The sequence below is a fragment of the Lysobacter oryzae DSM 21044 genome (assembly GCF_059568595.1).
This window is the reverse complement of sequence record NZ_JCANTQ010000011.1, coordinates 18,565-42,980: the sequence shown is the minus strand read 5'-3', so window position 1 is coordinate 42,980 and position 24,416 is coordinate 18,565. Positions and strand designations below refer to the sequence as shown.

32 protein-coding genes are annotated in these 24,416 nt (G+C 68.5%); 17 read left to right on the top strand and 15 right to left on the bottom strand.

Annotation, left to right across the window (positions count from 1 at the left end; translation table 11 throughout):
• Nucleotides 1-226: 226 nt before the first annotated feature.
• Entirely contained in the window at nucleotides 227-1,042 is an 816-nt protein-coding gene (locus tag BP05_RS08520) for an SDR family NAD(P)-dependent oxidoreductase (RefSeq protein WP_496362436.1), read from the bottom strand.
• A gap of 112 nt (nucleotides 1,043-1,154) precedes the next feature.
• On the opposite strand from BP05_RS08520, the gene BP05_RS08515 reads away from it, so the two are divergent.
• The 16 genes from BP05_RS08515 to BP05_RS08440 all read left to right on the top strand — a co-directional run bounded on the left by BP05_RS08515 (nucleotide 1,155) and on the right by BP05_RS08440 (nucleotide 12,344).
• Nucleotides 1,155-2,093, top strand: a complete 939-nt coding sequence (locus tag BP05_RS08515; RefSeq protein WP_496362434.1) for a GlxA family transcriptional regulator — start codon at nucleotides 1,155-1,157, stop codon at nucleotides 2,091-2,093.
• Between the two features lie 92 nt (nucleotides 2,094-2,185).
• Nucleotides 2,186-2,392 (top strand): tautomerase family protein, encoded by a 207-nt coding sequence (locus tag BP05_RS08510; protein WP_496362432.1) that lies wholly within the window; start codon nucleotides 2,186-2,188, stop codon nucleotides 2,390-2,392.
• 11 nt (nucleotides 2,393-2,403) lie between these two features.
• Nucleotides 2,404-2,604: a tautomerase family protein gene (locus BP05_RS08505; RefSeq protein ID WP_496362430.1), complete on the top strand. Its 201-nt coding sequence runs from the start codon at nucleotides 2,404-2,406 to the stop codon at nucleotides 2,602-2,604.
• A 4-nt stretch (nucleotides 2,605-2,608) separates the two neighbouring features.
• On the top strand, nucleotides 2,609-3,523 hold the full coding sequence (locus tag BP05_RS08500) for a LysR family transcriptional regulator (protein WP_496362428.1): 915 nt from the start codon (nucleotides 2,609-2,611) through the stop codon (nucleotides 3,521-3,523).
• Nucleotides 3,524-3,657: 134 nt separating this feature from the next.
• Nucleotides 3,658-4,368: an SDR family NAD(P)-dependent oxidoreductase gene (locus BP05_RS08495; protein WP_496362426.1), complete on the top strand. Its 711-nt coding sequence runs from the start codon at nucleotides 3,658-3,660 to the stop codon at nucleotides 4,366-4,368.
• A 34-nt stretch (nucleotides 4,369-4,402) separates the two neighbouring features.
• Nucleotides 4,403-4,639: a tautomerase family protein gene (locus tag BP05_RS08490; RefSeq protein WP_496362424.1), complete on the top strand. Its 237-nt coding sequence runs from the start codon at nucleotides 4,403-4,405 to the stop codon at nucleotides 4,637-4,639.
• Nucleotides 4,640-4,740: 101 nt separating this feature from the next.
• The gene (locus BP05_RS08485) at nucleotides 4,741-5,685 is read left to right on the top strand and encodes an enoyl-CoA hydratase/isomerase family protein (protein WP_496362422.1); all 945 of its coding nucleotides are present in this window, start codon (nucleotides 4,741-4,743) and stop codon (nucleotides 5,683-5,685) included.
• The gene (locus BP05_RS08480; RefSeq protein ID WP_496362420.1) at nucleotides 5,685-6,335 is read left to right on the top strand and encodes a DsbA family oxidoreductase; all 651 of its coding nucleotides are present in this window, start codon (nucleotides 5,685-5,687) and stop codon (nucleotides 6,333-6,335) included. The genes BP05_RS08485 and BP05_RS08480 overlap by 1 nt, the downstream gene beginning before the upstream one ends.
• Nucleotides 6,336-6,468: 133 nt before the next feature.
• Nucleotides 6,469-7,002, top strand: coding sequence for an HvfX family Cu-binding RiPP maturation protein (locus BP05_RS08475; protein ID WP_496362418.1), 534 nt, complete (start codon nucleotides 6,469-6,471; stop codon nucleotides 7,000-7,002).
• 51 nt (nucleotides 7,003-7,053) lie between these two features.
• Nucleotides 7,054-7,509, top strand: a complete 456-nt coding sequence (locus BP05_RS08470) for an HvfA family oxazolone/thioamide-modified RiPP metallophore (protein WP_496362416.1) — start codon at nucleotides 7,054-7,056, stop codon at nucleotides 7,507-7,509.
• A 63-nt stretch (nucleotides 7,510-7,572) separates the two neighbouring features.
• Nucleotides 7,573-8,430, top strand: coding sequence for an HvfB family MNIO-type RiPP peptide maturase (locus tag BP05_RS08465; RefSeq protein WP_496362414.1), 858 nt, complete (start codon nucleotides 7,573-7,575; stop codon nucleotides 8,428-8,430).
• Entirely contained in the window at nucleotides 8,423-9,223 is an 801-nt protein-coding gene (locus BP05_RS08460; RefSeq protein ID WP_496362412.1) for an HvfC family RiPP maturation protein, read from the top strand. The genes BP05_RS08465 and BP05_RS08460 overlap by 8 nt, the downstream gene beginning before the upstream one ends.
• Nucleotides 9,224-9,258: 35 nt before the next feature.
• Entirely contained in the window at nucleotides 9,259-9,687 is a 429-nt protein-coding gene (locus BP05_RS08455) for an organic hydroperoxide resistance protein (protein WP_496362410.1), read from the top strand.
• Entirely contained in the window at nucleotides 9,687-10,271 is a 585-nt protein-coding gene (locus BP05_RS08450) for a redoxin domain-containing protein (RefSeq protein ID WP_496362408.1), read from the top strand. The genes BP05_RS08455 and BP05_RS08450 overlap by 1 nt, the downstream gene beginning before the upstream one ends.
• 1 nt (nucleotide 10,272) lies before the next feature.
• The gene (locus BP05_RS08445; protein WP_496362406.1) at nucleotides 10,273-11,013 is read left to right on the top strand and encodes a response regulator; all 741 of its coding nucleotides are present in this window, start codon (nucleotides 10,273-10,275) and stop codon (nucleotides 11,011-11,013) included.
• A complete protein-coding gene (locus BP05_RS08440; RefSeq protein WP_496362404.1) occupies nucleotides 11,010-12,344 on the top strand; it encodes a sensor histidine kinase in 1,335 nt (444 codons plus the stop codon). The genes BP05_RS08445 and BP05_RS08440 overlap by 4 nt, the downstream gene beginning before the upstream one ends.
• Before the next feature lies 1 nt (nucleotide 12,345).
• On the opposite strand, the gene BP05_RS08435 is transcribed toward BP05_RS08440, so the two are convergent.
• Complete coding sequence (locus BP05_RS08435) at nucleotides 12,346-13,020, bottom strand: type 1 glutamine amidotransferase domain-containing protein (protein ID WP_496362402.1); 675 nt, start codon at nucleotides 13,018-13,020, stop codon at nucleotides 12,346-12,348.
• Between the two features lie 183 nt (nucleotides 13,021-13,203).
• On the opposite strand from BP05_RS08435, the gene BP05_RS08430 reads away from it, so the two are divergent.
• A complete protein-coding gene (locus tag BP05_RS08430; protein ID WP_496362400.1) occupies nucleotides 13,204-13,593 on the top strand; it encodes a cupin domain-containing protein in 390 nt (129 codons plus the stop codon).
• Nucleotides 13,594-13,629: 36 nt separating this feature from the next.
• Here the strand turns inward: BP05_RS08430 and sbcB are convergent, their stop codons facing one another.
• The 13 genes from sbcB to BP05_RS08365 all read right to left on the bottom strand — a co-directional run bounded on the left by sbcB (nucleotide 13,630) and on the right by BP05_RS08365 (nucleotide 24,366).
• Entirely contained in the window at nucleotides 13,630-15,072 is a 1,443-nt protein-coding gene (gene sbcB / locus BP05_RS08425) for an exodeoxyribonuclease I (RefSeq protein ID WP_496362398.1), read from the bottom strand.
• Nucleotides 15,073-15,166: 94 nt separating this feature from the next.
• On the bottom strand, nucleotides 15,167-16,528 hold the full coding sequence (locus BP05_RS08420; RefSeq protein ID WP_496362396.1) for an FAD-dependent oxidoreductase: 1,362 nt from the start codon (nucleotides 16,526-16,528) through the stop codon (nucleotides 15,167-15,169).
• A complete protein-coding gene (gene kynU, locus BP05_RS08415; protein ID WP_496362394.1) occupies nucleotides 16,521-17,810 on the bottom strand; it encodes a kynureninase in 1,290 nt (429 codons plus the stop codon). The genes BP05_RS08420 and kynU overlap by 8 nt, the downstream gene beginning before the upstream one ends.
• 7 nt (nucleotides 17,811-17,817) lie before the next feature.
• Nucleotides 17,818-18,828 carry an amidohydrolase family protein gene (locus BP05_RS08410; protein WP_496362393.1) on the bottom strand — a complete coding sequence of 337 codons (1,011 nt, stop codon included), beginning with the start codon at nucleotides 18,826-18,828 and terminating at the stop codon, nucleotides 17,818-17,820.
• Nucleotides 18,829-18,840: 12 nt separating this feature from the next.
• Nucleotides 18,841-19,386 carry a 3-hydroxyanthranilate 3,4-dioxygenase gene (locus BP05_RS08405; protein WP_496362391.1) on the bottom strand — a complete coding sequence of 182 codons (546 nt, stop codon included), beginning with the start codon at nucleotides 19,384-19,386 and terminating at the stop codon, nucleotides 18,841-18,843.
• Nucleotides 19,387-19,390: 4 nt separating this feature from the next.
• Nucleotides 19,391-19,831 carry a RidA family protein gene (locus BP05_RS08400; protein WP_496362389.1) on the bottom strand — a complete coding sequence of 147 codons (441 nt, stop codon included), beginning with the start codon at nucleotides 19,829-19,831 and terminating at the stop codon, nucleotides 19,391-19,393.
• Entirely contained in the window at nucleotides 19,828-20,496 is a 669-nt protein-coding gene (gene can, locus BP05_RS08395) for a carbonate dehydratase (RefSeq protein ID WP_496362387.1), read from the bottom strand. Before can ends, BP05_RS08400 begins: the two co-directional genes overlap by 4 nt.
• Nucleotides 20,493-21,944: an aldehyde dehydrogenase gene (locus BP05_RS08390; RefSeq protein ID WP_496362385.1), complete on the bottom strand. Its 1,452-nt coding sequence runs from the start codon at nucleotides 21,942-21,944 to the stop codon at nucleotides 20,493-20,495. The genes can and BP05_RS08390 overlap by 4 nt, the downstream gene beginning before the upstream one ends.
• A gap of 37 nt (nucleotides 21,945-21,981) precedes the next feature.
• Complete coding sequence (locus tag BP05_RS08385; protein ID WP_496362383.1) at nucleotides 21,982-22,293, bottom strand: PilZ domain-containing protein; 312 nt, start codon at nucleotides 22,291-22,293, stop codon at nucleotides 21,982-21,984.
• Between the two features lie 38 nt (nucleotides 22,294-22,331).
• Nucleotides 22,332-23,120, bottom strand: a complete 789-nt coding sequence (locus tag BP05_RS08380) for an SDR family oxidoreductase (RefSeq protein ID WP_496362381.1) — start codon at nucleotides 23,118-23,120, stop codon at nucleotides 22,332-22,334.
• Nucleotides 23,121-23,124: 4 nt separating this feature from the next.
• The gene (locus BP05_RS08375) at nucleotides 23,125-23,751 is read right to left on the bottom strand and encodes an FMN-binding negative transcriptional regulator (RefSeq protein WP_496362379.1); all 627 of its coding nucleotides are present in this window, start codon (nucleotides 23,749-23,751) and stop codon (nucleotides 23,125-23,127) included.
• 1 nt (nucleotide 23,752) lies between these two features.
• Nucleotides 23,753-24,061 carry a hypothetical protein gene (locus BP05_RS08370; protein ID WP_496362377.1) on the bottom strand — a complete coding sequence of 103 codons (309 nt, stop codon included), beginning with the start codon at nucleotides 24,059-24,061 and terminating at the stop codon, nucleotides 23,753-23,755.
• Complete coding sequence (locus tag BP05_RS08365; protein WP_496362375.1) at nucleotides 24,058-24,366, bottom strand: hypothetical protein; 309 nt, start codon at nucleotides 24,364-24,366, stop codon at nucleotides 24,058-24,060. Before BP05_RS08365 ends, BP05_RS08370 begins: the two co-directional genes overlap by 4 nt.
• Nucleotides 24,367-24,416 lie beyond the last annotated feature (50 nt).

Sequence of the window (24,416 nt, the reverse complement as noted above, 5' to 3'; positions counted from 1 at the left end):
CGGGGTAGGCTCGTGGGCGCATGCGCTCATGGCGGTTGTCGCGGCGAGGGAGAGTGCCAGGGCAATTTGCTTCAGGGATTTCATCGGACCTCCGATAGAGCAGGCGACTGCTTGCAGTCAGGCGGTGTGCTCGGGCTGGAATGCGGTTGCCAGCAGCACTGCATCACCGGCGCAGGGACGTCGCGGCGAGCGCAGCGGGCGCCGGCGCTCATGACGCCTCGGGCAATCACGCTCCCTGCGCGGTGCTTGCGGCATAGCGCGCTGCAGGTGTCGCGAGCGACAGCTTCGGCGTGAGGCCACGGCGCGCGTTTTCGAACGCGTCCCAATCGGCGACCTCGGGCAGCGACGGGATCGTGACGACTTCGCCCTGGGCGAGGCCGGCGAGCGCCGCATCGACCATGTCCTCGGCGGACATGACGATTTCCCGCGGCAGGTGCTCCACCGGCGTGCCCGCGTGGTCCCAGAAGTCGGTGGCGGTCGCGCCGGGCAGCACGGCCTGCACGCGCACGCCCTTTCCTGCGAGTTCGTGCTGCAGCGACTGCGAGAACGCGAGGACGAACGCCTTGCTGCCGCCATACACGCCGTTGAGGACCTCCGGCGCGATCGCGACGATCGAGGCGATGTTGACGATGGTGCCGGCGCCGCGGGCCACGAATGCGGGTGCGGCGGCGTACGCCAGGCGCATCGGCACGTTCACGTTGAGCGCGACCATGCGCTCCATCTCGGCGACGTCGGACAGCAGCAGTGGGGCGGTGGCGCCGACGCCGGCGCTGTTGATTAGCACGGTGATGCTGGCGTCGCCGCGCAACACGGCCTCGACGCGGGCGAGGTCGGATGGATCTGTCAGGTCGGCGGCAATGGTCTCGACCGAACGGCCGGTGCGGGTGGTTAGCTCCGTGGCGAGCTGGCGCAGCTTGTCGGCGCGGCGGGCGACCAGGATGAGGTCATGACCCGAACGGGCGAGGCGGTCCGCATAGACGGCGCCGATGCCCGAGGATGCGCCGGTGACCAGGGCAGTGCCCTTATGAAGGCGGGTGTTCATTTGGTGGGTTCCGATAGCCGGCGGGTGCCGGTGGCGGGACGCAATGTAGGCCTCCTTGCGGATGGCCGAAATGTCGTATATACCTCGATTACGGACATGCCCAGGAGCGGCCATGCTCATTGTCGGCTTCACCCTGCCACCCGGCTTCCAGATCATGGCGCTCGCGGCGGCCTCGGCCTTCGAATTCGCCAATGTCGTCGCGGGCGAAGCCCTGTACGGCATCAAGCTGTTGTCGGAGCAGGGCGGTCCGGTGCCCGCTTCCTTCGGCGTTCCGCTGGAAACGCGCGCATTGCCGCGCCAGCGCGTCGACACGCTGATCGTCGCCGGATTGCTCCGTCCGGCGCCGACCTCGCCGGGCCTGCTGAAGCAGTTGCGCAAGGCCGCCGACACCAGCCGGCGCATCGCGTCGGTCTGCACCGGGGCCTTCCTGCTGGGTGAAGCCGGACTGCTTGATGGCCGACGGGTCACGACGCACTGGTTCTACGCGCGGGAACTGCAGAAGCGCTTCCCCGATTCGCATGTGGAAGAGGACCGCATCTTCATCATCGACGGCAACGTGTGGACGTCGGCGGGCATGAGCGCGGGCGTGGACTTGGCGCTGGGGATGATCGAGAAGGACTTCGGCGCCGAGCTATCGCGCGGCGTCGCGCGGCAGCTGGTCGTGCATCATCGCCGCGCCGGTGGGCAATCGCAGCACTCGGCGCTGCTGGAACTGGATCCGAAGTCCGATCGCATCCAGGGCGCGCTCGCCTATGCGCGCAAGAACCTGCGATCGCCGCTCACCGTCGAGGCGCTGGCGGAGGCTGCCCATCTGAGCCCGCGCCAGTTCAGCCGCGCGTTCCGCTCGGAGACCGGGCAGTCGCCCGCGAAGGCGGTCGAACAACTCCGCGTGGAGGCGGCGCGCGTGATGATCGAGCAGAGCCGCAACACGATGGACGAGGTGGCCGTCGAAACCGGCTTCGCCGATCCCGAGCGCATGCGGCGCGCGTTCCTGCGCGCCTTCGGGCAGCCGCCGCAAATGATCCGCCGCAATGCGCGGCGGACCGGGTAAGCGCATCGGAGTACGATCCACGCGTGCCTTCGCCTGTGCTTGCCAGCGTGCATCCGCACGTTTTCCCAACAACGAAACGAAGGAATGTACCCATGGCCATTCTCACCATCGACATGCGCCGAGGCCGCTCGGACGAACTGAAGCGGGCGTATGCCGCGGCAGTGCTCGACGTCGTCAGCGAGGCGACCGGCGAGCCGCGCGAGAACATCCACCTGATCCTGCACGAGAACCCCGGCATCAACCTGGTCGAGAACGCGCAGCACCTGCCGGAATTCGGCGTAGCTGCCCCGGAATCCTGAGGAGCGTCGGCATGCCACTGATCCAATGCCATCTGTCCAGGCCGCTGTCGCCCGAAGGCAAGCGGCGACTGATCGATGGGCTCGTCGAGGCGACCACCCGCACGCTCGGTGCGGACCCGGCCACCATCAGCATCGTGCTGCACGAGCACGACGCCGCGAACGTACGCGAACTCGCCTTCGTCGCCGCGGAAACAGCCAAGCCCGGCAGCTAGTCCGATGGACCGCTTCGAGGCCATGAAGATCTTCATCGCCGCGCTCGATGAGGGCAGCCTTGCCGGCGCGAGCCGGCGCACCGGCCGCTCCGCGGCGGCGGTGAGTCGCGCCGTGGCGTTCCTCGAAGACCGCGTCGGGGTGCCGTTGCTTCACCGTACGACGCGTTCGATCAAGTTGAGCGAGGCAGGCGAGCGCTATGCCGCCGCCGCGCGCCGCGTGCTGGCGGAACTCGAGCAGGCCGAACGCGAGGCGGCCGGTGAACGCTCCGTGCCGCGCGGCACGCTGACCATCACCTCCACGGTGTACGCGGGCGTGGAGGTGTTGCGGCCGATCGTCGATGCCTTCATGGACGAGCATCCGACCGTGCACGTGCGCATGCACCTGCTCGAGCGCGCGGTGAACCTGATCGACGAGGGCATGGACCTGGCCCTGCGCATCACCCATCTCGCCGATTCCACCCTGGTCGCGCACGCGGTGGGGGAAGTGCGGCGCATCGTCGTCGCCGCGCCGCGCTACCTGGCGACGCATCCGCGCATCGACGATATCGGCGACCTCGCCAAGCACCAGATCGTCACCACCGCGCACATGGGCATGGAGTCGTGGAGCTTCCCGCCCGCCGACGACGGCGCGCAGATTCCCAGGACGGTGGCGTTCACGCCACGCCTGGTGGTGAACAACGTGCACGCCGCAATCGCCTCGGTCGTGGAAGGCCACGGTGTCGCGCGCATGCTGTCGTACCACGTCGCGTCGCAGCTCGAACAGGATGCGTTGCGCATCGTGCTTGCGCATGCCGAGCCCAAGCCGATTCCCGTGCACCTGGTCTCGCCGCAGGGGCGTCTGGCGGTGCCGAAGGTGCGAGCGTTCGTCGACTTCGCCCTGCCGCGGCTGCGGGCCGTGTTCGCCCGCCTGCGCGCCTAGGCCAAGGGCAGATTCCACCGCTTTGCGGAAGAATGTCTGCCTGACGGCGTGGATTCGCAAGCCGTCCATGGGCTCCTAGATTGGTCCGCGTCGGGATCGCCCGACGCTTCCCCCCCAATCCTTCGAGCCTATCCATGAACACTTCCAGCAAAGTCGCCATCGTCACCGGCGCGTCCCAGGGCATCGGCGCCGGCCTCGTGCAGGCCTTCCGCGATCGCGGTTACCGCGTGGTCGCCAATTCGCGTTCGATCAAGCCGTCGAACGATCCCGATGTCCTCGCCGTGGCCGGCGACATCGCCGATCCGGCTGTCGCCGCGCGCATCGTCCGCGAGGGCGTGGCCAAGTTCGGCCGCATCGATACCCTCGTCAACAACGCCGGCGTCTTCATCGCCAAGCCGTTCACCCAGTACACCGCCGACGACTACGCCAGCGCCATCGCCGTCAACGTCGGCGGCTTCTTCAACGTCACCCAGGCCGCGCTGGCGGAGATGGAGAAGCAGGGCAGCGGCCACGTGGTGAGCATCACCACCACGCTGGCCGACCACGCGGTCGACGGCGTGCCCTCCGTGCTCGCCAACCTCACCAAGGGCGGGATCAATTCCGCCACCAAGTCCCTGGCCATCGAATACGCCAAGCGCGGCATCCGCGTGAACGCGGTCTCCCCCGGCATCGTCAAGACGCCGATGCATCCGCCGGAAACCCATGACTTCCTCGCCGCGCTGCACCCGGTGGCCCGGATGGGTGATATCGCCGACATCGTCCAGGCCGTCCTGTACCTCGACACGGCCGGCTTCGTCACCGGCGAGATCCTGCACGTCGACGGCGGCCAGAGCGCCGGTCATTGATGCGGCGGCCATGCCGCTCCCGAGGAGTACTCCCATGCCCATCGTCACCATCCAATTCACCCGCGAGGGAACCGCGCCCGGCCGTGACCGCGTCACCGACGAGGAGAAGGCCGAACTGATCAAGGGCGCGAGCGAACTGATGCTGCGCGTCCTCAACAAGCCGCTGGAATCGACCTTCGTCGTGCTCGAGGAGGTCGCCACCGAGAACTGGGGTTGGGGCGGCCTGCCCGCGCTGGAATTCCGACGACGGCGCGCCGAAGGCAACAGCTAGCCCCGGCTTTTCCTGATCCATCCATCCAACACCCGACGCGCAGCCCCGCGCTGCGCGAAGGGATCGCTCGTCCTTTTGAAGCCCCATCCTGGAGAACTGCCATGAAGTTCAAACGCCTTGCCGCGGAACTGATCGCCGCCGGCATGTTGCTGGCCACCGGCGCGCAGGCCGCGAAGCCCGCGCCGGTGACGCCCGAAACCCAACAGAACGCCGTGCGCCAGCAGATCCTGGTCACGCGCGTCACCCCGGAATACTGGCGCGTCACCGTCGACAATCCGCCGTACAACATCTTCGGCCCGGACACCATCCCGCAACTGAATGCGGTGATCGCGCAGATCGAAAAGGATCCCAGGCTCAAGGTCGTCGTGTTCGACAGCGCCGTGCCTGGCTTCTTCCTCACGCACTACGACTTCGTCCCGCCGCTGGAAGCCACGACGAGTCTGCCCAATGGACCGACGGGCCTGCCGCCGCTTCCCGACATGCTGGTCCGCCTGAGCCGCGCACCGGTCGTGTCGATCGCTTCGATCCGCGGCCGCGCCACTGGCGTTGGCAGCGAGCTTGCCCTGGCCAGCGACATGCGTTTCGCCAGCCGTGAAAGAGCGGTGCTGTCGCAGTGGGAGATCGGCGCCGCGCTGGTCCCCGGTGGCGGGCCGATGTCGCGCCTGCCGCGACTGATGGGGCGCGGTCGTGCGCTCGAGGTGCTGCTCAGCGGCAACGACATCAATGGCGACCTTGCCGAACGCTACGGCTACGTCAACCGATCCTTCCCGGACGCCGAGCTCGACGGCTTCGTCGACACGCTCGCGCGCCGCATCGCCAGGTTCGACAAACAGGCGATCACCGACATCAAGCGGCTGGTGGGCGTGGCCAGCCTGCCGTCCGATGCCGAGATCGGCGCCGAATGGGAAGGCTTCATCCGCTCGGTCGGCCGCCCCGCGGCGCAGCAGCGCATCAAGCAGCTGATGCAGGCAGGCCTGCAGGAGAAGCGCGACGTAGAAGTGCGCCTGCCGGTTTACACCGGACAACTCGGCGGGGAGTCGCAGTGATGCGCCGCACGCTGCGTCTGCAGGTCGTCATCGACCTGATCTGCCCCTGGTGTTTCATCGGCAAGCACAGTCTCGACCAGGCGCTGCTGCGCCTGGCCGGGCAGGGCCTGGACGTCGAGATCGACTGGCTGCCGTACCTGCTCAATCCCGACCTGCCAGACGCGGGCATGGACCGCCGTCAGTTCCGCACGATGCGCTTCGGCTGGGACAACGCACTCGCGATGGATGCGCGCGCGGTGGAAGCCGGCCGGCGTTTCGGCGCGAAGTTCGACTACGCGCGGCAATCCCGCACGTCCAGCACCATCGCCGCGCACGCGTTGGTGCGGCTGGCGCGCGAGGAGGGCGGGGCCGAGTTGCAGGAGCGGCTCGTCGATGCGCTGTTCGTCGCCTACTTCGAGCAGGGCCAGGACATCGGCGACCACGCGGCACTCGAGCGCGTCGCCGAGGCCGTCGGCCTGCGTGACGGCGCGCTGCAGCGGGCATTGCCCGGTCGCGACGCCGTGCGTGCGCGCGCGCTGGCGGTGCTCGCCAGCGGCCTGAACGGCGTGCCCAGCTACCTCTTCGACGGGCAGCTGCTCTGGAGCGGCTCGCAGGACATCGAAGGCTACGAGCAGCGCCTGCTGCGCTCTGCCGAGCTGCTGGCTTCGTAACGAACTGTATCCGGCCGGCCCGCAGCCACGTTCCACGACAAATCCGAGGGTCGCGCGACACCCGCGCGATACCTCCACGGGGCGAAATGGCGCCCATCGAAACGACAGGGGGCTCCGGCCCCGGGAGATCCAGATGGACCGCTTCACCCTGACAACCCGTCTTCGTCCCGCCTTGCTGGCGCGCCTGGATGGCGCCGGGCAGTGGCTGGCGCCGCTGGGCCTGCGCGTGCTGCTGGCCTACGAATACTTCGACGCCGGCCGCGAGAAGCTGCAGGGCGAGAACTGGTTCGCCGAGATCGCCGACAAGTTCCCGCTGCCGTTCTCGCTGTTGCCCGCGAACGCCAACTGGGCGATGGCGACCTGGATCGAACTGGTCGCCGGCATCGCGCTGCTGGTCGGGCTGGGCACGCGCTACGCCGCCGCGGCGCTGTTCGTACTCACGATCGTGGCGATCCAGGCCGTGCACTGGCCGGTGCAATGGTCGAGCTTCGCGGAGTTGTGGCAGGGCTATTCGATCACCGACCACGGCTTCGGTAATTACAAGCTGCCGTTGATCTACCTGGTGATGCTGCTGCCGCTGATGTTCAACGGGGCCGGTCGCTTCAGCCTCGATCACGCCCTCGGCCGGCGTGCCCTGTTTCCCAATCGCCTTGCGCTGCAGTCGTAGCGCGACTTCCACACGGCCTCCACCGTGTTCCCACCCCCAGGAGTAACAGCAATGACCCGTTCCAATACCCTCAAGACCGCCGGACTGCTTGGCGTCGCCCTGGCCGGCCTCGCCCTCGGCAGCTCGGCATTCGCGATGCAGCCGCTGGCGCAGGGCTACATGCTCGCCGCGGCCCATGCCGGCGACGAAGGCAAGTGTGGTGAAGGCAAGTGCGGCGCCGACAGCAAGCCGGCCAAGCCCACCGCCGCGAAGAAGACCGCCGAAGGCAAGTGCGGCGAAGGCCAGTGCGGCGACGCGCGCTTCAACAAGACCGATACGAACGACGACGGCCTGGTGTCGAAGGCCGAGTACCTCGTCGTGGTGCCGACCGGCACTGCCTGGGCGGACAAGGATACGAACCGCGACGGCTTCATCTCCGAGCGCGAGGCCTACGACTACACCAAGGCCCGCTACGAAGCCAACGGCCGGCAGATCCCGAAGGGTCGCTTCGCCGCCTTCCCCGAGTAATTCCCCTAGCACCCCTTGCGCCCCCCGGCTTCCACCGCGGGGGCGCTTACCGAGACCCTCGTCATGCGCCTGCTCGATTCCTCCACTACCGCCGGCCTGGGCCTGCGCCGCGGCCTGCTTCCGTCGCTGCTTGCGATGGACCGCGGCGCAGTGGATTTCCTGGAACTCGCGCCCGACAACTGGATCGGCGTGGGTGGCCAGCTCGGCGAGCAACTGGCGCAGCTGTCCACGCGTTTCCCGCTCACCGCGCATGGCCTGTCGCTGTCGCTGGGCGGCACGGAGCCGCTGGACCTGGAACTGCTGCGCAGGACGCGTGAGTTCAACGACCGCTTCGATGTCGCGCTCTACAGCGAGCACCTGAGCTACACCGCCGACGACGGCCAGCTCTATGACCTGATGCCGATCCCCTTCACCGAGGAAGCCGTTCACCACGTGGCCGCGCGCATCCGCCAGGTGCAGGACGTGCTGGGTCGCCGCATCGCGGTGGAAAACGTCTCCTACTACGCCGCGCCGTACCAGGCGCTGAGCGAGGTGGACTTCATCCGCGCGGTGCTGGCCGAAGCCGACACCGACCTGCTGCTCGACGTCAACAACGTCTACGTCAACGCGATCAACCACGGCTACGACGCGGAAGCCTTCATCGCGCGCATGCCGGGCGAGCGCATCGTTTCCTACCACATCGCCGGCCACTTCGACGAAGACGTCGACCTGAAGATCGATACGCACGGCGCACCGGTGAAGGCGGACGTGTGGGACCTGCTCGAAAGCGCCTACCGCCGCTTCGGCGTACGGCCGACGCTGCTCGAGCGCGACTTCAACTTCCCGCCGCTTGCGGAACTGCTGGAGGAGACCGGCCGCATCCGCCGCCTGCAGCTGGCGTATGCCGATCGCCGACGGCTCCTGGAGCAGGTCCGTGGCTGACCTCCTGCGCCACCAGCAGTTCACGATGGCGCGCCATCTGCGCGATCCGTCGCGCCATGCACCGCCGCCCGGTATCGAAGCGCGCCGGCTGCGCGTATATCGCGAGCTGTTCTTCAACGCGATCGAGGGCCTGCTTGCCAGCGGCTTCCCGGTGATCCACGCGACGCTGGGCGACAACCGCTGGAAGTCGCTGGTGCAGGCCTTCTATGCAACCCACCGCAGCCGTACGCCGCTGTTCCCGCAGGTCGCCGGCGAGTTCGTCGACTACCTGGAGGCGCGCGCCGACGACCGCACGTTGCCGCCCTGGCTGCACGAACTCGCGCACTACGAATGGGTCGAGCAGGCGCTGTGGACCAGCGATGCGGCCATGCCGCTGCACGATCGCGAAGGCGACCTGCTGGACGGCGTGCTGGTGCTGTCGCCGCTGGCGATGCCGCTGGCGTATCGCTGGCCGGTCACGGACATCGGCCCCGGCCACGTGCCGAAGTCGGCACCCGAGGCGCCAACCACGTTGCTGGTCCACCGCGACGAACGCCACGAAGTGCATTTCACCCGCATCGCGCCTCTCGTCTACCAGTTGCTCGCCTCGTTGCAGTCGCAACGGCGCACCGGTCGGGAACACCTTGCCGCGCTTGCGCGCGAGATCGGCGCCGACCAAGCGCAGTTGCAGCTCCACGCGCTGCCGTTGTTGCGGCAGTTGCATGACCAGGGCGTGGTGCTCGGCACCGCGCCTTCCCCGAATCCTGTGTCCCCCACAGGCCTCCCTGCGCCATCCGGCGCTGCTTCCAAGTAGTACCTCCACGTCTACCACCACAGGAAATCGCAGTAATGACCACCAACGTTCCCCTCGAAACCGTGATCTACACCGGCTACACCCATGTCACCGGCGGCCGCAACGGCGCCGGCAAGTCCAGCGACGGCGCGCTCGACGTCCAGCTGGGTTTTCCCGGCTCCGGCAATCCGGGCACCAATCCGGAGCAGCTGTATGGCGTCGGCTATTCGGCGTGCTTCCTCGGCGCCATCGGCATCGCCGCGCAGTCGCTGAAGATCCGCCTGTCGGAAGAGACTTCGGTGGACGCCGAGGTATCGCTCGGCAAGATCGCCGCAGGCGACTACCAGCTGGCGGTCAAGCTCAACATCAATATCCCCGGCGTCGACGACGAGACCAAGCGCAAGCTGGTCGAGATCGCCCATCAGACCTGCCCGTACTCGCGCGCCACGCGTGGCGACATCAACGTGGAACTGGCGATCGCCTGATGGCCCGCGCGACCTCCCCATGGTCGAACCTGCTCCGCGCCGCCGAGCCACGATCGGCGGCCCGGCGCACCCTGCAGCTGCTCACCGCAGTGTTGTGCCTGGCTGTCGCCAGCGCGGGCTGCACCGCCGGAACGGGGGCGATGCCGGCACGGCCGGCGCCCGAGTTCGTCGGCACCGGCGCCTGGTTCAACAGCCCGCCGCTGAAGATGGCCGGCCTGCGCGGCAAGATCGTGCTGGTCGAGTTCTGGACGTTCGCGTGCATCAATTGCCTGCATGTCACGCCGCACCTGAAGCAGTGGCACGCCCGATACGCGAGCCAGGGACTGGTGATCGTGGGCGTGCACACCCCGGAACTGGACGAGGAATACGCCCCGGAAAACGTCGAAGCGGCGGTGCGCCGCCTGGGCATCGGGTATCCCGTGGTGCTCGACAACGCCTACCGGACCTGGAATGCCTACCGCAACCAGTACTGGCCGGCCTTGTACCTGGTCGATCGGGAGGGCAATGTGGTGTACCGCCATTATGGCGAAGGCGATTACGACGCCACCGAAGGCGAGATACGACGCCTGCTCGCGAGGCCGTGACATGGAACAGCCGGACCACATTCTCGTCGTCGACGACGATGCCGAGATCCGCAAGATGGTCGCCGACTATCTGCTCAAGAACGGCCTGCGCGCGACCGCCGTCGCCGACGGCCGCGAGATGCGCGCGGTGCTCGATACGGGCGCGGTCGACCTGATCGTGCTCGACGTGATGATGCCGGGCGAGGACGGGCTGACGATCGCGCGCAACCTGCGCGCCGGCAAGCACCGCGCGATTCCGGTGGTGATGCTCACCGCGCGCGACGACGCAACCGACCGCATCCTCGGGCTGGAGATGGGTGCGGACGACTACGTGGTCAAGCCGTTCGCGGCGCGCGAGCTGTTGGCCCGCATCAAGGCCGTGATCCGCCGCACCCGGATGCTGCCGCCCAATCTCCAGGTGACCGACGCCGGCCGGCTGCTGGCATTTGGCCAGTGGCGGCTCGACACCACCGCACGGCACCTGCTGGCGCCGGACGACACGATCGTCGCGCTCAGCGGCGCGGAGTTCCGCCTGCTGCGGGTGTTCCTGGATCACCCCAACCGCGTCCTCAACCGCGACCAGTTGCTCAACCTCACCCAGGGGCGCGACGCCGAGATGTTCGAGCGATCGATCGACCTGCTGGTTAGCCGGCTGCGCCAGCGGCTGCAGGATGACGCGCGCGAGCAGTCGTACATCAAGACGGTGCGCAGCGAGGGTTACGTGTTCAGCATGCCGGTCACCGTCGTGGACGAAGACGGATGAGCGTGACCCGCGCCATCGCCTGGTGGCCGCGGACCATTGCGGCGCGACTGTCGCTGATCGTGTTCGGTGGACTGCTGGTCGCGCATGGGCTGTCGTTCGGCCTGCTGTTCTACGAGCGCTACGAGTCCGCGCGTTCAATGCTCATGAGCAACGTCGAGCAGGACGTGGTCGTGGCCGTGAACATGCTCGACCGCCTGTCGCCTGCCGAACGCACGGGGATGTTGCCGCTGTTGCGGCGGCGCACCTTCGGCTATCGGCTGGGTGCCGGCGCAGGCGGACCGCCGCTGGCCGACGCGTCGGCACGCGAGCTGGTGCAGCGCATCGGCGCCGCGCTCGGGCCGCGATACCCCCTGTCGGCCAATGCGGTGGGCGGGGATCCGGCGCGATTCGAGATGCACGCGCGCCTGCGCGACGGCACCGTCGTCACCGTGGACGTGCGCCCGTCGGTCATGCCGATCGCACGCTGGCTGCCGTACGTGCTCGTCGCGCAGCTGGCGCTGTTGCTGCTGTGCACCTGGGCCGCGGTACGGCTGGCGACGCGGCCGCTCGTGCGCCTGGCCAATGCCGCGCAGGCATTGCACCCGACCGGCGAAGGGCAACGCCTGCAGCCGGGCGGGCCGAGGGAAGTCGCCAATGCCGTGGCGGCCTTCAATGCGATGCAGGACCGCATCGCCCGCTACATGCGCGAGCGCCTGCAGATCCTCGCGTCGATCTCGCACGACCTGCAGACGCCGATCACGCGGATGGGCCTGCGCGTGGAAGCGATGGACGCGGCCCCCGAGCGCGACCGGATGCTCGAGGACCTCGGCCAGATGCAGCACCTGGTGCGCGAGGGCATCGCCTATGCGCGCAGCGCGCACGGCGGCGAGGAGGCCGTGGTGCGCCTGGATGTGGAGGCATTCCTTGAAAGCCTCGTGTCCGACTATCGCGATACCGGAAAGCCGGTAATGCTCACCGGACGCGCGCCTGCGCAGGTGAAAACCCGGTTGCACGCCCTGCGACGCATCGTCGCGAACCTGGTCGACAACGCGCTCAAGTACGCGGGCGCAGCCGAAGTGCACGTCGAGCTCGATGCGGCCAAGCGGGTGCGCATCTGGATTCGCGATCGCGGGCCCGGCATCCCGGACGACGAGCTCGCCCGCGTGCTCGAGCCCTTCTACCGGCTCGAAGCCTCGCGCAACCGCGATACCGGCGGCACCGGCCTCGGCCTCGCGATCGCGCAACAGCTCGCCGACGCCATCGGGGCCACGCTCACCCTGCGCAACCGCGAGGGTGGAGGCCTGGATGCCGTGCTCGAACTTCCCGCCGACGCCGTCGTGGAGATGCGCTGACTCAGTGCAGGACGCCCAGTAGCGCCTTCGCCGTGGCTTCCGACGACGACGGGTTCTGCCCGGTGACCAGGCGGCCGTCCACGATCGCCAGGCTCTGCCAGTCGTCGACTTTCTCGAACTTGCCGCCCAGCCGCTTGAGTTCATCCTCGACCAGGAAGGGCACCACGTTGGTCAGGTGCACGGCTTCCTCTTCGCTGTTGGTGAAGCCGGTGACGCGCTTGCCCTTGACGATGGGCTCGCCCTTGAACTCCACATGGCGCAGTACCGCCGGCGCGTGGCAGACCGCGGCGACGGGCTTGCCGCTGTCGTAGAAGTTCTCGATCAGCTTGATCGAGGCGGGGTCTTCGGCCAGGTCCCACAACGGTCCATGGCCGCCGGGATAGAACACGGCGTCGTAGTCCGCGGCGTTCACGCCCTTCAGCTGGATGGTATTGGCCAGGACCGACTGCGCCTTGGGATCGGCCTTGAAGCGGTCCTGCGCCTCGGTCTGGTTGGCGGGATCGTCGCTCTTGGGATCGATTGGCGGCTGACCGCCTTTCGGCGATGCCACGGTGACGTCCACCCCCGCATCCTTGAACACGTAGTAGGGCGAGGCGAATTCTTCCAGCCAGAATCCGGTCTTGTCGCCGGTGTTGCCCAGTTTGTCGTGCGAAGTCAGGACCATGAGGATCTTCACGTGCGTTCTCCGGATGCGTGCCCGTGCAATTCTCGGCGCGTCCGGTTATCGCGTGGTGACGTGCAAGTTGCATGCCGGAGGGCAGGCTGCTACGCCGTGATGCGGTTGCGCCTGCTTTGCGACACATCGTGGATACATGCCTGGTGTCCAATGCAGGCTCCATTCCATCGGTTGATCACTGCCATGAAGAAGTCCCGCATCGTCCTGGCGCTCGCGCTGGCCGGCGTCTCCGCGGCTGCGGCGTGGGCGCAGCAGCCCGGCATTTCGCGCACCGACCTGCTCAAGCGTGAGCTGTCCGTGCCAGGCAGGGATGTCGTGCAGGTGCGCGTCGACTTCGCGTCGGGCGCATTGGCGGCGGAACACCGCCACCCGGGCGAGGAAGTCGCCTACGTGCTGAAAGGCACGCTGGAGTATCGACTGGATGGCGGCGCGCCGATCGTCCTGCACGCAGGCCAGTCGCTGTTCATCCCGGCCGGGGTGCTCCACAGCGCGCGCAATGCAGGCGACGGCGAAGCCTCCGAGCTGGCCACCTATGTCGTCGACCCGGACAAGCCCTTGGTCGAACGGCCGTAGCCACAAGGTACAAGGCCCGTCGGCGCGGATGCGCCGTCAGGCCAAGCTGGCCTCGACTTCCCGGCCCCAGGCTTCCAACTGGTCCAGCAATACCTGCCGGGCCCCGTCGGCCGCGTGCGCGGCGCGCAGCGCGGCGATCTCGGCGCGGAAGGTGTCGAAGCTGTATTCGGACAGGCCGCGCTCGTCGCGCAGGCGCGCGCGGCGGTACTCGCTCCAGCGCGCCTGTTCGCTGAGCGACAGCGTTTCCGGCCAGTTGCGCGCGCGGTAGCGGAACAGCAGTTCGGGGAGGCGTGGATCGCGGAAGCCGAATGCCTTCGCGCCCAGCGCCTGCGGTCGCGTCGCCCGCACTTCCGCGAACACGCGCTTGTCGCCGTCACCGATGAAGCCGTCGTACAGCGAGGCGTCGACGTCCGCCGGAGCGCGATCGCGTTCGGTGGAGAAGACCTGGCGGACCTTTTCGGCCAATGCCGGACCGGCTTCGCGCAGCAGTGCCGCGCGTTCCGCCATCTGCTGCGGATCGATCGCCAGGCGCTGGAAGTCGGCGGCGCGCAGGTGGTCCCACGCGACCAGGGCCGGGCAACGGTTGAGGTGGATTTCCTTGAGTGCGATGCGTTCCTCGCCCTCGGGCAGGTCGGCCGCCGGCGTGTACAGGCGGTCGGCGATCTCGGCGGGCGTCATCCGCAGCAGCGCGGCGGGATCCTGGCCCAGGTCGAACACGATCACGCGGTTGTCGATGCGCGGGTGCCGTGCCAACGGCAGCACCGGCGCCGAGCACAGGCGGCTGGCGGGGAAGCGCTGCGACACGTGCAGCAGCGGCGTCATCGCCACCACGTCGACCAGGCTGGCGACGAAGCGCTTGTCGCGCAGCTTCAGCGCGTAGTCCCACAGCCGCGGTTGCGCCTGTTTCAGCTTGCGCGCCAACCCGATCAGCGCGCGGACGTCGGACAGCGCTTCATGCGCGTCGCCGACGCGCACGTCGTTGGCGTGGGCCAGATGTTCCAGCTTGAACGAGGTCGCGCCGTCCTCGCGTTGCGGCCAGACCAGTCCTTCCGGTCGCAGGGCATGCGCCAGCCGCAGCACGTCGAGCAGGTCCCAGCGGCAGTTGCCGCCGCGCCATTCGCGTTCGTAGGCGTCGTAGAAGTTGCGGAACAGCCCATAGCGGACGAATTCATCGTCGAAGCGCAGCGAGTTGTAACCGAGCGTGCAGGTCTCCGGCCGCGCCATCTCGTCGAAGATCAGCGAGAACGCCTGCGCCTCGTTCATGCCGTCGCGCAGCGCCGCCTGCGGCGCGATGCCGGTGATCAGCGTGGCCGTGGGCGAGGGCAGCAGGTCGTCGGCCGGGCGGACGAAGATGCTGATCGGTTCGTCGACTTCGTTGAGCTCGGTGTCGGTGCGGATCGCCGCGAACTGGGCGATGCGGCTGGTGCGCGGATCGGCGCCGAAGGTCTCGAGGTCGTAGAACAGGAAGCTGGCGGGCATTGGCAACCGTATAGCGCGGCGCGGTCTCAGCCGCTGAGAGCGGTTCGGAAAGAAGTGGGGCCAGCCAGCCGATCGAGCCGGCCGGACCGCAGGTTCACGCTTCCACCGGCAGCGGCGACAGGCGCGCGCGGACCGCCGCGTCGACGGCGTCCCAGTCGAGCGTGTCCAGCGACGCATGGCCGCGGGTCAGTTCGACCAGCAATTCGCGTTGCGCCTGGCCGCGTTCGAATGCCACCGCATAGGGCAGGCGGCGGAACGTGACCATGGCGTAGCGCGGCACGAAGCGGTCGGGATGGCGATCGGCCAGCTGGCGCTCGAGCGCGCGCTGGAGCAGGTAGTCGTCGTCGTCGACGCGATCGCGCATCTCCAGGTAATTCTCGAGCGCCATCTGCTGGATCGCCCGCGCATTGGGCAGGCGCTCGGCCTGGAACGCGGCGAATGCGGCGGCGCGGTCGGCATGGCGCGCCAGGTGTTCGGCAAGGGCGACGCAGTCCTCAAAGGCGCAGTTCATGCCCTGGCCATGGAACGGCACCATTGCGTGGGCGGCATCGCCCAGCAGCACGGCGCGCCCGTCGATGTGCCAGTTGTCGAGGTACAGCGTCGCCAGCAGCCCGGTGGGGTTCTGCTCGAAGTCGCGTTCAAGCTTGGGAATCAGCGGCACCGCATCGGCGAAATCGCGTTCGAACAGCGCACGCGCGTCCGCGCCGTTCTTCACGGTTGCGAAGCTCGGCTCGCCCTCGTTGGGCAGGAACAGGGTGACGGTGAAGGTGTGCTCGTCGTTGGGCAGGGCGATGCACATGTAGCGGCCGCGCGGCCAGATGTGCAGGGCATTGGGCTCGATGCTGAAGCCACCTTCGGGCGAGGGCGGAATTTCCAGTTCCTTGTAGGAATGCCCCAGGAATTCGGTGCGTTCGCCCAGGTCCTGCATGCCCATCATGGCGGCGCGCAGCGCGGAACCGGCGCCATCGGCGCCGACCAGCGACTCGAACGCGACGTCGTGCAGGCTGCCGTCGCGATCGTCCTTGAAGCGCGCATTGCGGTTGGCGAAATCGACGCTCGCCAGGCCGCGGTGGAAGTGCAGCCTCGCGCCGGCCTGCTGGGCGATTTCGAGCAGGATCAGGTTGAGCTCGCCGCGGTGCACCGACCAGATGACTTCGCTGTCGTCCTTGCCGTAGCGCTGCAGGTCGGTGCGCCCGTCGAGGAAGTGGACCATGCGGCCGCGCATCATCACCGCCTGCGCCATCACTTCGTCGTCGCCGCCGGCCAGGCGCAGCGCGTGGCGGCCGCGCTCGGCCAGCGCGAGATTGATCGAGCGTCCGCCGGCATAGCCCTGGACGCGCGGATCGCCGCGCTTCTCGTACACGTCCACCGACCAGCCGCGCTGCGCGAGCAGGGTGGCAAGCAGGGCGCCCGCGAGGCCCGCACCGACGATGGTGATGTGACGGTGCTCAGCCATTGCGCCGGCTCTCATGAGTCCAGTTCTCCACGGCCTGCGCGAAACGCAGCACGTCGTTGTGGGTGTTGTAGAGCGGGGCGGGGGAGATGCGGATCACGTCGGGCTCGCGCCAGTCGCCGAGCACGCCGTTCGCCTGCAGGTAGTCGAACAGGGCGCGGCCGCGCTCGCGTCCCCCGGCCACGCGAATGGACAGCTGGCAACCGCGCTGCACGGGATCGGTCGGCGTGACCACCTGCAGCGTGTCGCCCAGGCGCGTGTTGATCAGCTTCTCGAGATAGCCGGTCAGCCGGCGCGAGCGTTCGCGCAGACGCTGCATGCCGACGCGGTCGTACAGTTCGAGCGAGGCGCGCAGCGGCGCCAGGCCGAGGATCGGCGGATTGCTCAGCTGCCAGCCGTCCGCGCCCGGCGTGGGCACGAATTGCGGGCCCATGCGGAACCGCGTCGACACGTCGTGGCCCCACCAGCCGGCGAAGCGCGGCCGATCGGTGTTGGCGTGGCGTTCGTGCACGAAGCAGCCGGCGACCGCGCCGGGCCCGGAGTTCATGTACTTGTAGTGGCACCACACCGCGAAGTCGGCGTCGCTGTCGTGCAGTTCGAGCTGCAGGTTGCCCACGCCGTGGGCGAGGTCGAAGCCGCACATCGCGCCCTGCGCATGGGCGAGCCGCGCGATTTCCTTCAGGTCGAACGCCTGCCCGGTGCGGTATTGCACGCCCGGCCACAGCACCAGCGCGAGGCGTCGGCCGTGCTGCGCGATGGCGCGCTCGATCGCGCCCATCGAGAAGGTGCCATTGGCCTCGTCGGGTTCCAGTTCGATCAGGTCGACTTCCGGGTCGAAGCCGTGGAAGCGCAGCTGCGAGGCGACGGCGTGCCGGTCCGACGGGAACGCGCCGGCTTCGATCAGGATCGCGGGGCGCTCGCGCGTGGGCCGGTAGAAGCTGACCATCATCAGGTGCAGGTTGACCGTGAGCGTGTTCATCGCCACCACTTCCGTCGGCAATGCCCCGACCACGCGCGCCAGTGGTTCGCGTACCAGTTCGTGGTACGGGAGCCACTGCGCGCTGCCGGTGAAATGGCCTTCCACGGCTTCCGTGGCCCACTTGTCCAGCACTTCCTCGACGTGCGCGCGCGCGCCGCGCGGCTGCAGGCCGAGCGAGTTGCCGACGAAATACGCCTGCTCATGGCCGCCGTGCTTCGGGATGTGGAACTCGCCGCGCAAGGCGGTCAGCGGGTCCGCGGCATCGAGCGCATCGGCGTGCGCGAAGGAAAACAGATCGGAGGTCATCGCTGCTTCACGAAAAACGGGATTTGGAGAGCCCCAGCCATTCCAGCGCGGTGCCGTGGTACAGGCGCGCCTGGTCGGCCTCGCTCATCTGCAGCGCTTCGATGCCCGCGCCCGGCGTCTGTTCGCCGAGCGGGAAGGGGTAGTCGGTGCCGAGCATCACCCTCGACACGCCGCAGGTGTCGAGCAGGTAGCGCAGGGCGCGCGGATCGGCGACCCACGAGTCGAAGTAGAAGCGCTCGATGTAGTCGCGCGGGTTGCGCGGATTGTCGGTGGCGACCAGGTCCGGGCGCATGTTGAAGCCGTGTTCGATGCGCCCGATCGTGTAGGGGAAGCTGCCGCCGCCGTGGGCGAGGCAGATCTTCAGCTTCGGCAAGCGCTCGAGCACGCCACCGAAGATCAGGCAGCACGCGGCGCGCGACTGCTCCGCCGGCATGCCCACCAGCCACGGCAGCCAGTACTTCGGCATCGAGGGCGTACCCATCATGTCCCACGGATGCACCAGGATCGCGGCGCCCAGTTCGCTCGCGGCCTGGAAGAACTCGAACAGCTCGGGCGCGTCGAGGTTCCAGTCGTTGATGTGCGAACCGATCTGCACGCCCTGCAGGCCGAGCTGGTCCATGCAGCGCTCCAGCTCCTGCACGGCGAGGCTGGGAGACTGCAAAGGCACGGTGCCGATGCCCGCGTAATGGCGCGGATAGGCGCGGCACGTCTCGGCCATGTGGTCGTTGAGCGCCCGGTGCAGTTCCAGCGCGTGGTGCGGCTTGGCCCAGTAACTGAACATCACCGGCACGGTGCTGATCACCTGCACCTGCACGCCGAAGCGGGCGTAGTCGTCGATGCGCTCCTGCGCATCCCAGGTCTTGGACCAGATCTCGCGGAAGAACTTGCCGTCCTTGTAGATGCGATGGCGGCCGTCGTCGGTGTGGTGGATGACCGGGAAGCGGTCGTCGCCGTACTTGCGCGCGAGGTCCGGCCAATCGCGTGGCAGGTAGTGGGCGTGGGTGTCTATCTTCAGCATCGGAATGGTGCGTCAGGTATCCGGCATCACGTACTTCGCCGGCGCCGGATTGACGTGGCCGCACTTACGGCAGGTCCGGTGTTCGCGCGAGGAGTAGAAGCGGTCGAACACGGCGGGGAAGTCGGTTTCGATGTTCTGCAACGGGAAGAACTCTTCGTACAGCTTGTCGTTGCACTGCTCGCAGAACCACAGCAGGCCGTCGAGTTCGTGCGGCAGGCGCTTGCGTTCGATCACCAGGCCGATCGAGTCCGGCATGCGCTGCGGCGAGTGCGGCACGCGCGGCGGGAGCAGGAAGGTCTCGCCCGCCCTGATCGGGATGTCGCGTACGGCGCTGCTTCCATCGGGCATCGTTTCCTGGATCCGCAGCACCATCTCGCCCTCGAGCTGGTAGAACCACTCGGCGCCCTCGTCCCAGTGGTAGTCGGTGCGTTGGTTGGGGCCGCCCACGACCATGACGATGAAGTCGCCGTCGTAGACGCACTTGTTGCCGACCGGCGGCTTGAGCAGGTGGCGGTGTTCGTCGATCCAGGCTTGCAGGTTCAGCGGGGCGGGCAGCATGGCGTCAGTCCTGGCCGGGGCCGGAAGGAATCACGGCGGTGCACTTGAGTTCGATCGCGATCGGCGTCGGCAGCGCGGTGATGCCCAGGGTGGTGCGACAGGGCGCGGTGTCGATGTCGGGAAAATGCTCGGCCCAGATCGCGTTGTAGGCCTTGAAATCGCGCGCCATGTCGGTGAGGTACACGGTCACGTCGACCAGGTCCTCCCAGCGCGCGCCGCTGGCTTCCAGCACGGCGCGGACGTTGGCGAACACCGAGCGGGTCTGCGCGGCGATGTCGTACTTGCGCACGCGGCCGTCGGCGAAATACTCGTTGCCGGCGATCTCGTTCGTGGCCGGATCGCGCGGACCGATGCCCGACAGGAACAGCAGGTCGCCGACGCGGCGCGCGTGCGGATACGTGCCGACCGGCTTGGGCGCGGCGCTGGCCTTGATCGCGTCGCTCATGCCGCCGTGTCCTCGGTGCGGGGTCGCAGCCTGGAGAGCGCGCGCTCGTGCGACGACGCCAGTTCGTCCGTGGAGCTCACGTCCATGCCCAGCTCGCGCACGCGGCCGTCGAGCAGGCTGTACACCCAGCCGTGGACCGACAGGGCCTGGCCCCGCGCCCACGCGTCTTGGACGATCGTGGTCAGGCAGACGTTCGCCGCCTGTTCGATCGCATTGAGTTCGCACAGGCGCGCATGGCGCAGCGACTCCAGGTCGATCCCGTCCAGCAGCGGCGCATGCTTGAGCGCGACGTCGCCGACGTGGCGGATCCAGTTGTCCGCCAGTCCCACGCGGGTGCCGGTCAGCGCCGCGTGCACGCCGCCGCAGCCGTAATGGCCCACGATCAGGATGTGTTCGACCTTGAGCACGTCGACCGCGAACTGGATCACCGACAGGCAGTTCAGGTCGGTATGCACCATCACGTTGGCGATGTTGCGGTGGACGAAGACCTCACCCGGCGCCAGGCCGAGGATCTGGTTTGCGGGCACGCGCGAATCGGAGCAGCCGATCCACAGGTACTTGGGTGCCTGCTGCTGCGACAGGCGCTTGAAGAAGCCGGGATCCTCGCGGCGCACGTTTTCCGCCCATTCGCGGTTGTTGCGCAGCAGTTCGTCGAGTGTCGTCATCGGGGGGTAGCTCCGGCCGGCGCCGCGCCGATGGCGATGCCGACGTTCTTGGGTTCGGTGAAGAAACGCATGGCTTCCATGCCGCCCTCGCGACCAAGCCCGGACGCACCGGTGCCGCCGAAGGGCGTGCGCAGGTCGCGCATCAGCCAGGTGTTGATCCAGACCATGCCGATGCGCAGCTGCGCGGCGACGCGGTGGGCGCGGTCGAGGTCGCGCGTCCACACCGAGGCCGCGAGGCCGTAGTCGCCGGCGTTGGCCAGCCGCACCGCCTCGTCATCGGAATCGAAGGGCTGCAGCGTGGCCACCGGGCCGAAGATTTCCTCGCGGTTGCTCGCGCAGTCCGGGCCGAGGCCCTCGATCACGGTGGGCGCGACGAACCAGCCGGGCCGGTCGAGCGCATTGCCGCCGCACAGGACGTGGCCGCCTTCCTCGCGCGCCCGGGCGAGCGCGGCGGTGACCTTGTCGAAGTGCGCCTGCGACACCAGCGGCCCGAGGTTGTTGTCCTCGTCGATGGGATCGCCCACGCGCAGGGCGAGGGCACGCTCGACCAGTGCATCGCGGAATTCGTTGTAGATGCGCCGCTCGACCAGGATGCGCGAGCCGCACAGGCAGATCTGCCCGCTGTTCTGGAACGCCGAACGCACGATGGTGTCGAGCTGCGCGCGCCAGTCGCTGTCGGCGAAGACCAGGGTCGGGTTCTTGCCGCCGAGCTCCAGCGAGACCTTCTTCAGCAGCGGCGCGGCGAGCGTGGCGATGCGCTTGCCGACCGCGGTGCTGCCGGTGAAGGAGATCGCCTTGACCTCGGGGTGCGTCACCAGCGGCTCGCCGATCTCCGGTCCCAGCCCGTGCACGATGTTGAGCACGCCCTTGGGGAAGCCGATCTGCGCCGCGAGCTCGCCCAGCATCGTCGCCGTCACCGGCGTCACTTCCGAGGGCTTGGCCACCACGGTGTTGCCCGCGGCCAGTGCCGGCGCGATCTTCCAGGTGAACAGGTACAGCGGCAGGTTCCAGGGCGAGATGGTCGCGACCACGCCCAAGGGGGCGCGCAGCGTGTAATTCAGCCCGGCCTGGCCGTGGTGCGATTCGCTGGCGAACTGGGTGGCCGCGTGCGCGAAGAAGCGCAGGTTGGAAATGGCGCGCGGAATCTCGACCTCGCGCGCGAGCCGGATCGGCTTGCCGCCGTCGCGCGATTCGGCGTGGGCGAAGTCGTCGAGCCTGGCTTCCAGCGCATCGGCCAGCTTTTCCAGCCAGCGTGCGCGCTCGGTGGTGGGCAATCCCGACCACGCGGGCAAGGCCTTCTGCGCGGCGGCAATGGCGGCGTCCACGTCGCTGGCGTCGCCGCGGGCGACTTCCGCGAAGGCGCGGCCCGTCGCCGGGTCGAATACGTCGAGCCAGCGGCCACTGGCCGCTTCGCGTGCTTCGCCGTCGATCCAATGAGTCAGACGCATCCGCAAAGCTTAACCGGCGGGGCGTCCATACGGCACCTCATTGTTGGGATGGGTGCGCGGGGGGAACCGCCTGGAGGTCGTGGTATTCGAATCCCACCTGGTCCGCCGTGACGCGCGCGACGCGCGCATCGACGATGACGACGGCGGGTTCCTCGGCTTCGTGGAAGAACAGGCGCACCACGTCATCGGGGACGAGTTCGAAATCCGCGGGCCGGACGATGCCGCAACCGCCTTCCGACAGGTCGAGCAGGCGCGCGAACCAGGCGGTCTCGCGGCGCAGGACCATGACCCGCGAGGCACAGGTGACGCGATCAGCGCTGCGGCGTTCATCCGGGACGACGGCATTCATGGCGATGTTCCTCGGGAGATTGCGAACGGCAGTTGGACTCAAAGCGAACGGGTGCGGCCGCCATCCACCGGCACGTTGATCCCGGTGATGTACGAGGCCGCCGGCGAGCACAGGAAGGCGATGGCCGCGGCGGTTTCCTCGGGCCGCGCGAAGCGGCCCATCGGGATTTCCGCCGCCATCTTCGCGTAGACCGTGTCGCGATCCTGGCCGGTCTTGGCCATGGTGGATTCGATGATCTGCTCGATGCGCGGGGTTTCGGTCGAGCCCGGCAGCACGTTGTTGACGGTGATGCCCTTGGCTGCGACTTCGGTCGCCAGCGTCTTGGCCCAGCTCGCCACCGCCCAGCGCGTGGAGTTGGACACGCCCAGGCCGCGCAGCGGTTCCTTCACCGAGGTCGAGATGACGTTGACGATGCGGCCGTAGCCGTCGCGTTCCATGCCGGGCAGCACCGCTTCGGCCAGCACGTGGTTGGCCAGCAGGTGCTGGCGGTAGGCCGCTTCGAAAGAGGCGATGGCCGCGCCGTGGATCGGGCCGGGCGGCGGGCCGCCGCTGTTGTTGACCAGGATGTGCACCGGCTTGCCCGCGCACAGCGCTTCGACCTGGGCACGCAGGCGATCCAGGTCGGCGGTGTCGGCGGCGATCCAGCCGTGGACCTGCGAGGCGCGCGGGCGCGGCAACTGCGTTGCCACGTCCTCCAGCACGTCGGCGCGGCGCGCGAGCAGGGTGACGTCGGCGCCGAGTTCGGCCAGCGCCTTGCCTGCGGCCAGGCCGATGCCCTGGCTGCCACCGCAGACCAGCGCGTGCTTGCCGTTGAGGTCGAGATCCATGGGCTCAGCTTTCCGGTTGCGTGCGGGCGCGCATCAGGGCGGCGACCGCCCGGCTGTCTTCGCGCGCCTGCTGTTCGAGTTGGGTGGCGACCGCATCGCGGTTGGCCGTGGGATGGTTCTGGTTGAGCTTGAACTTGAGGGTGGCGCTGTCGACGCGGAAGCGGAAGCCGACGATGCCCCGCAGTTGCACGCGATGGTCGTCGCGTTCGATCTCGAAGCGCCAGTCGCGGCCGACCGTGGCCTCGTGCTGGCGGCTGAGGTCATCCACCAGCTGCGCCAGCGATGCCTCGTCCTCGAAGGTCTCCAGCGTGCCGGCGAGGTGGGCGACGGCGTAGTTCCAGGTCGGCACGCGCGCCGCCGCTTCCTTGTCCGGATACCAGGACGGCGAAACGTAGGCGTGTGGACCGTGCACGATGACGGTGGCCGGGCCGGCGTGCTTAGCCTGTGGGTTCGGGCGCGCCCAGTGGCCGCGCAGTTCGATGGACTCGCCGTCGCGGCGGTAGAGCACGGGCAGGTGGCTGACCGTCGGCAGGTCGTCGCGCACCGTGATCACGGTGACGAAGTTGTCGCGTTCGAGCAGCGCGTCGAGCGCCGCCAGGTCGGTCTCCACGAACGCGGCCGCCCGGTGCATGTCAGTGCCGCGGCGGCAGTTTCTGGATCATCAGGCCGCGCAGGCGCTCGTCGTCGTCGGCCTGCGGCGGCACCAGTTCGGCCAGCGCGAAGCCGCGATCGGCCGCATCGTCGGCGTCGAGGCCGTCCAGCGCGACGAACTCGGCGTCCATGAGCGCCGCGCGCGCGGTGTCTTCGCTGTCGTAGGGCAGGGTGGCGCCGTCGCTGTCGAACACCTCGGCAGTGCCGGCGTCGAGCACGCGCAGGCGCGCCCACACCACCGTGCGGCCGAGCGTGGCCAGCCACCATTCGTCGTGCGCTACGTCGTTCATGCGGTCACCACCGTCGACAGGGCCCACAGCAGGGCGGCCAGGACCAGGGCAATGATGATCGTCAGCAGCGAGAGCCGCGCGGGCGAGGCCAGGCCGGTGAGGTTGCGGTCGTTCGCCGCCACGTAGCCGCGGCGCAGCAACCAGCCCAGCGCGGTCGGATTGAGGAAAGCGCCGGCGCCCAGTTGCGCGCCGATCTCCGGATGGCGGTCGCGGATGTGCACCAGCGACAGCGGCCAGAAGATCACGAACGCGCACGCGCCGGCGATGGCGGCGGCGACGAAGAGCAGGGCGAAGAACAGGATCATCGTTGGGGTTCTACCGGTGCGTCGCGGCCGCCGCAGCCACCGCGACGGAA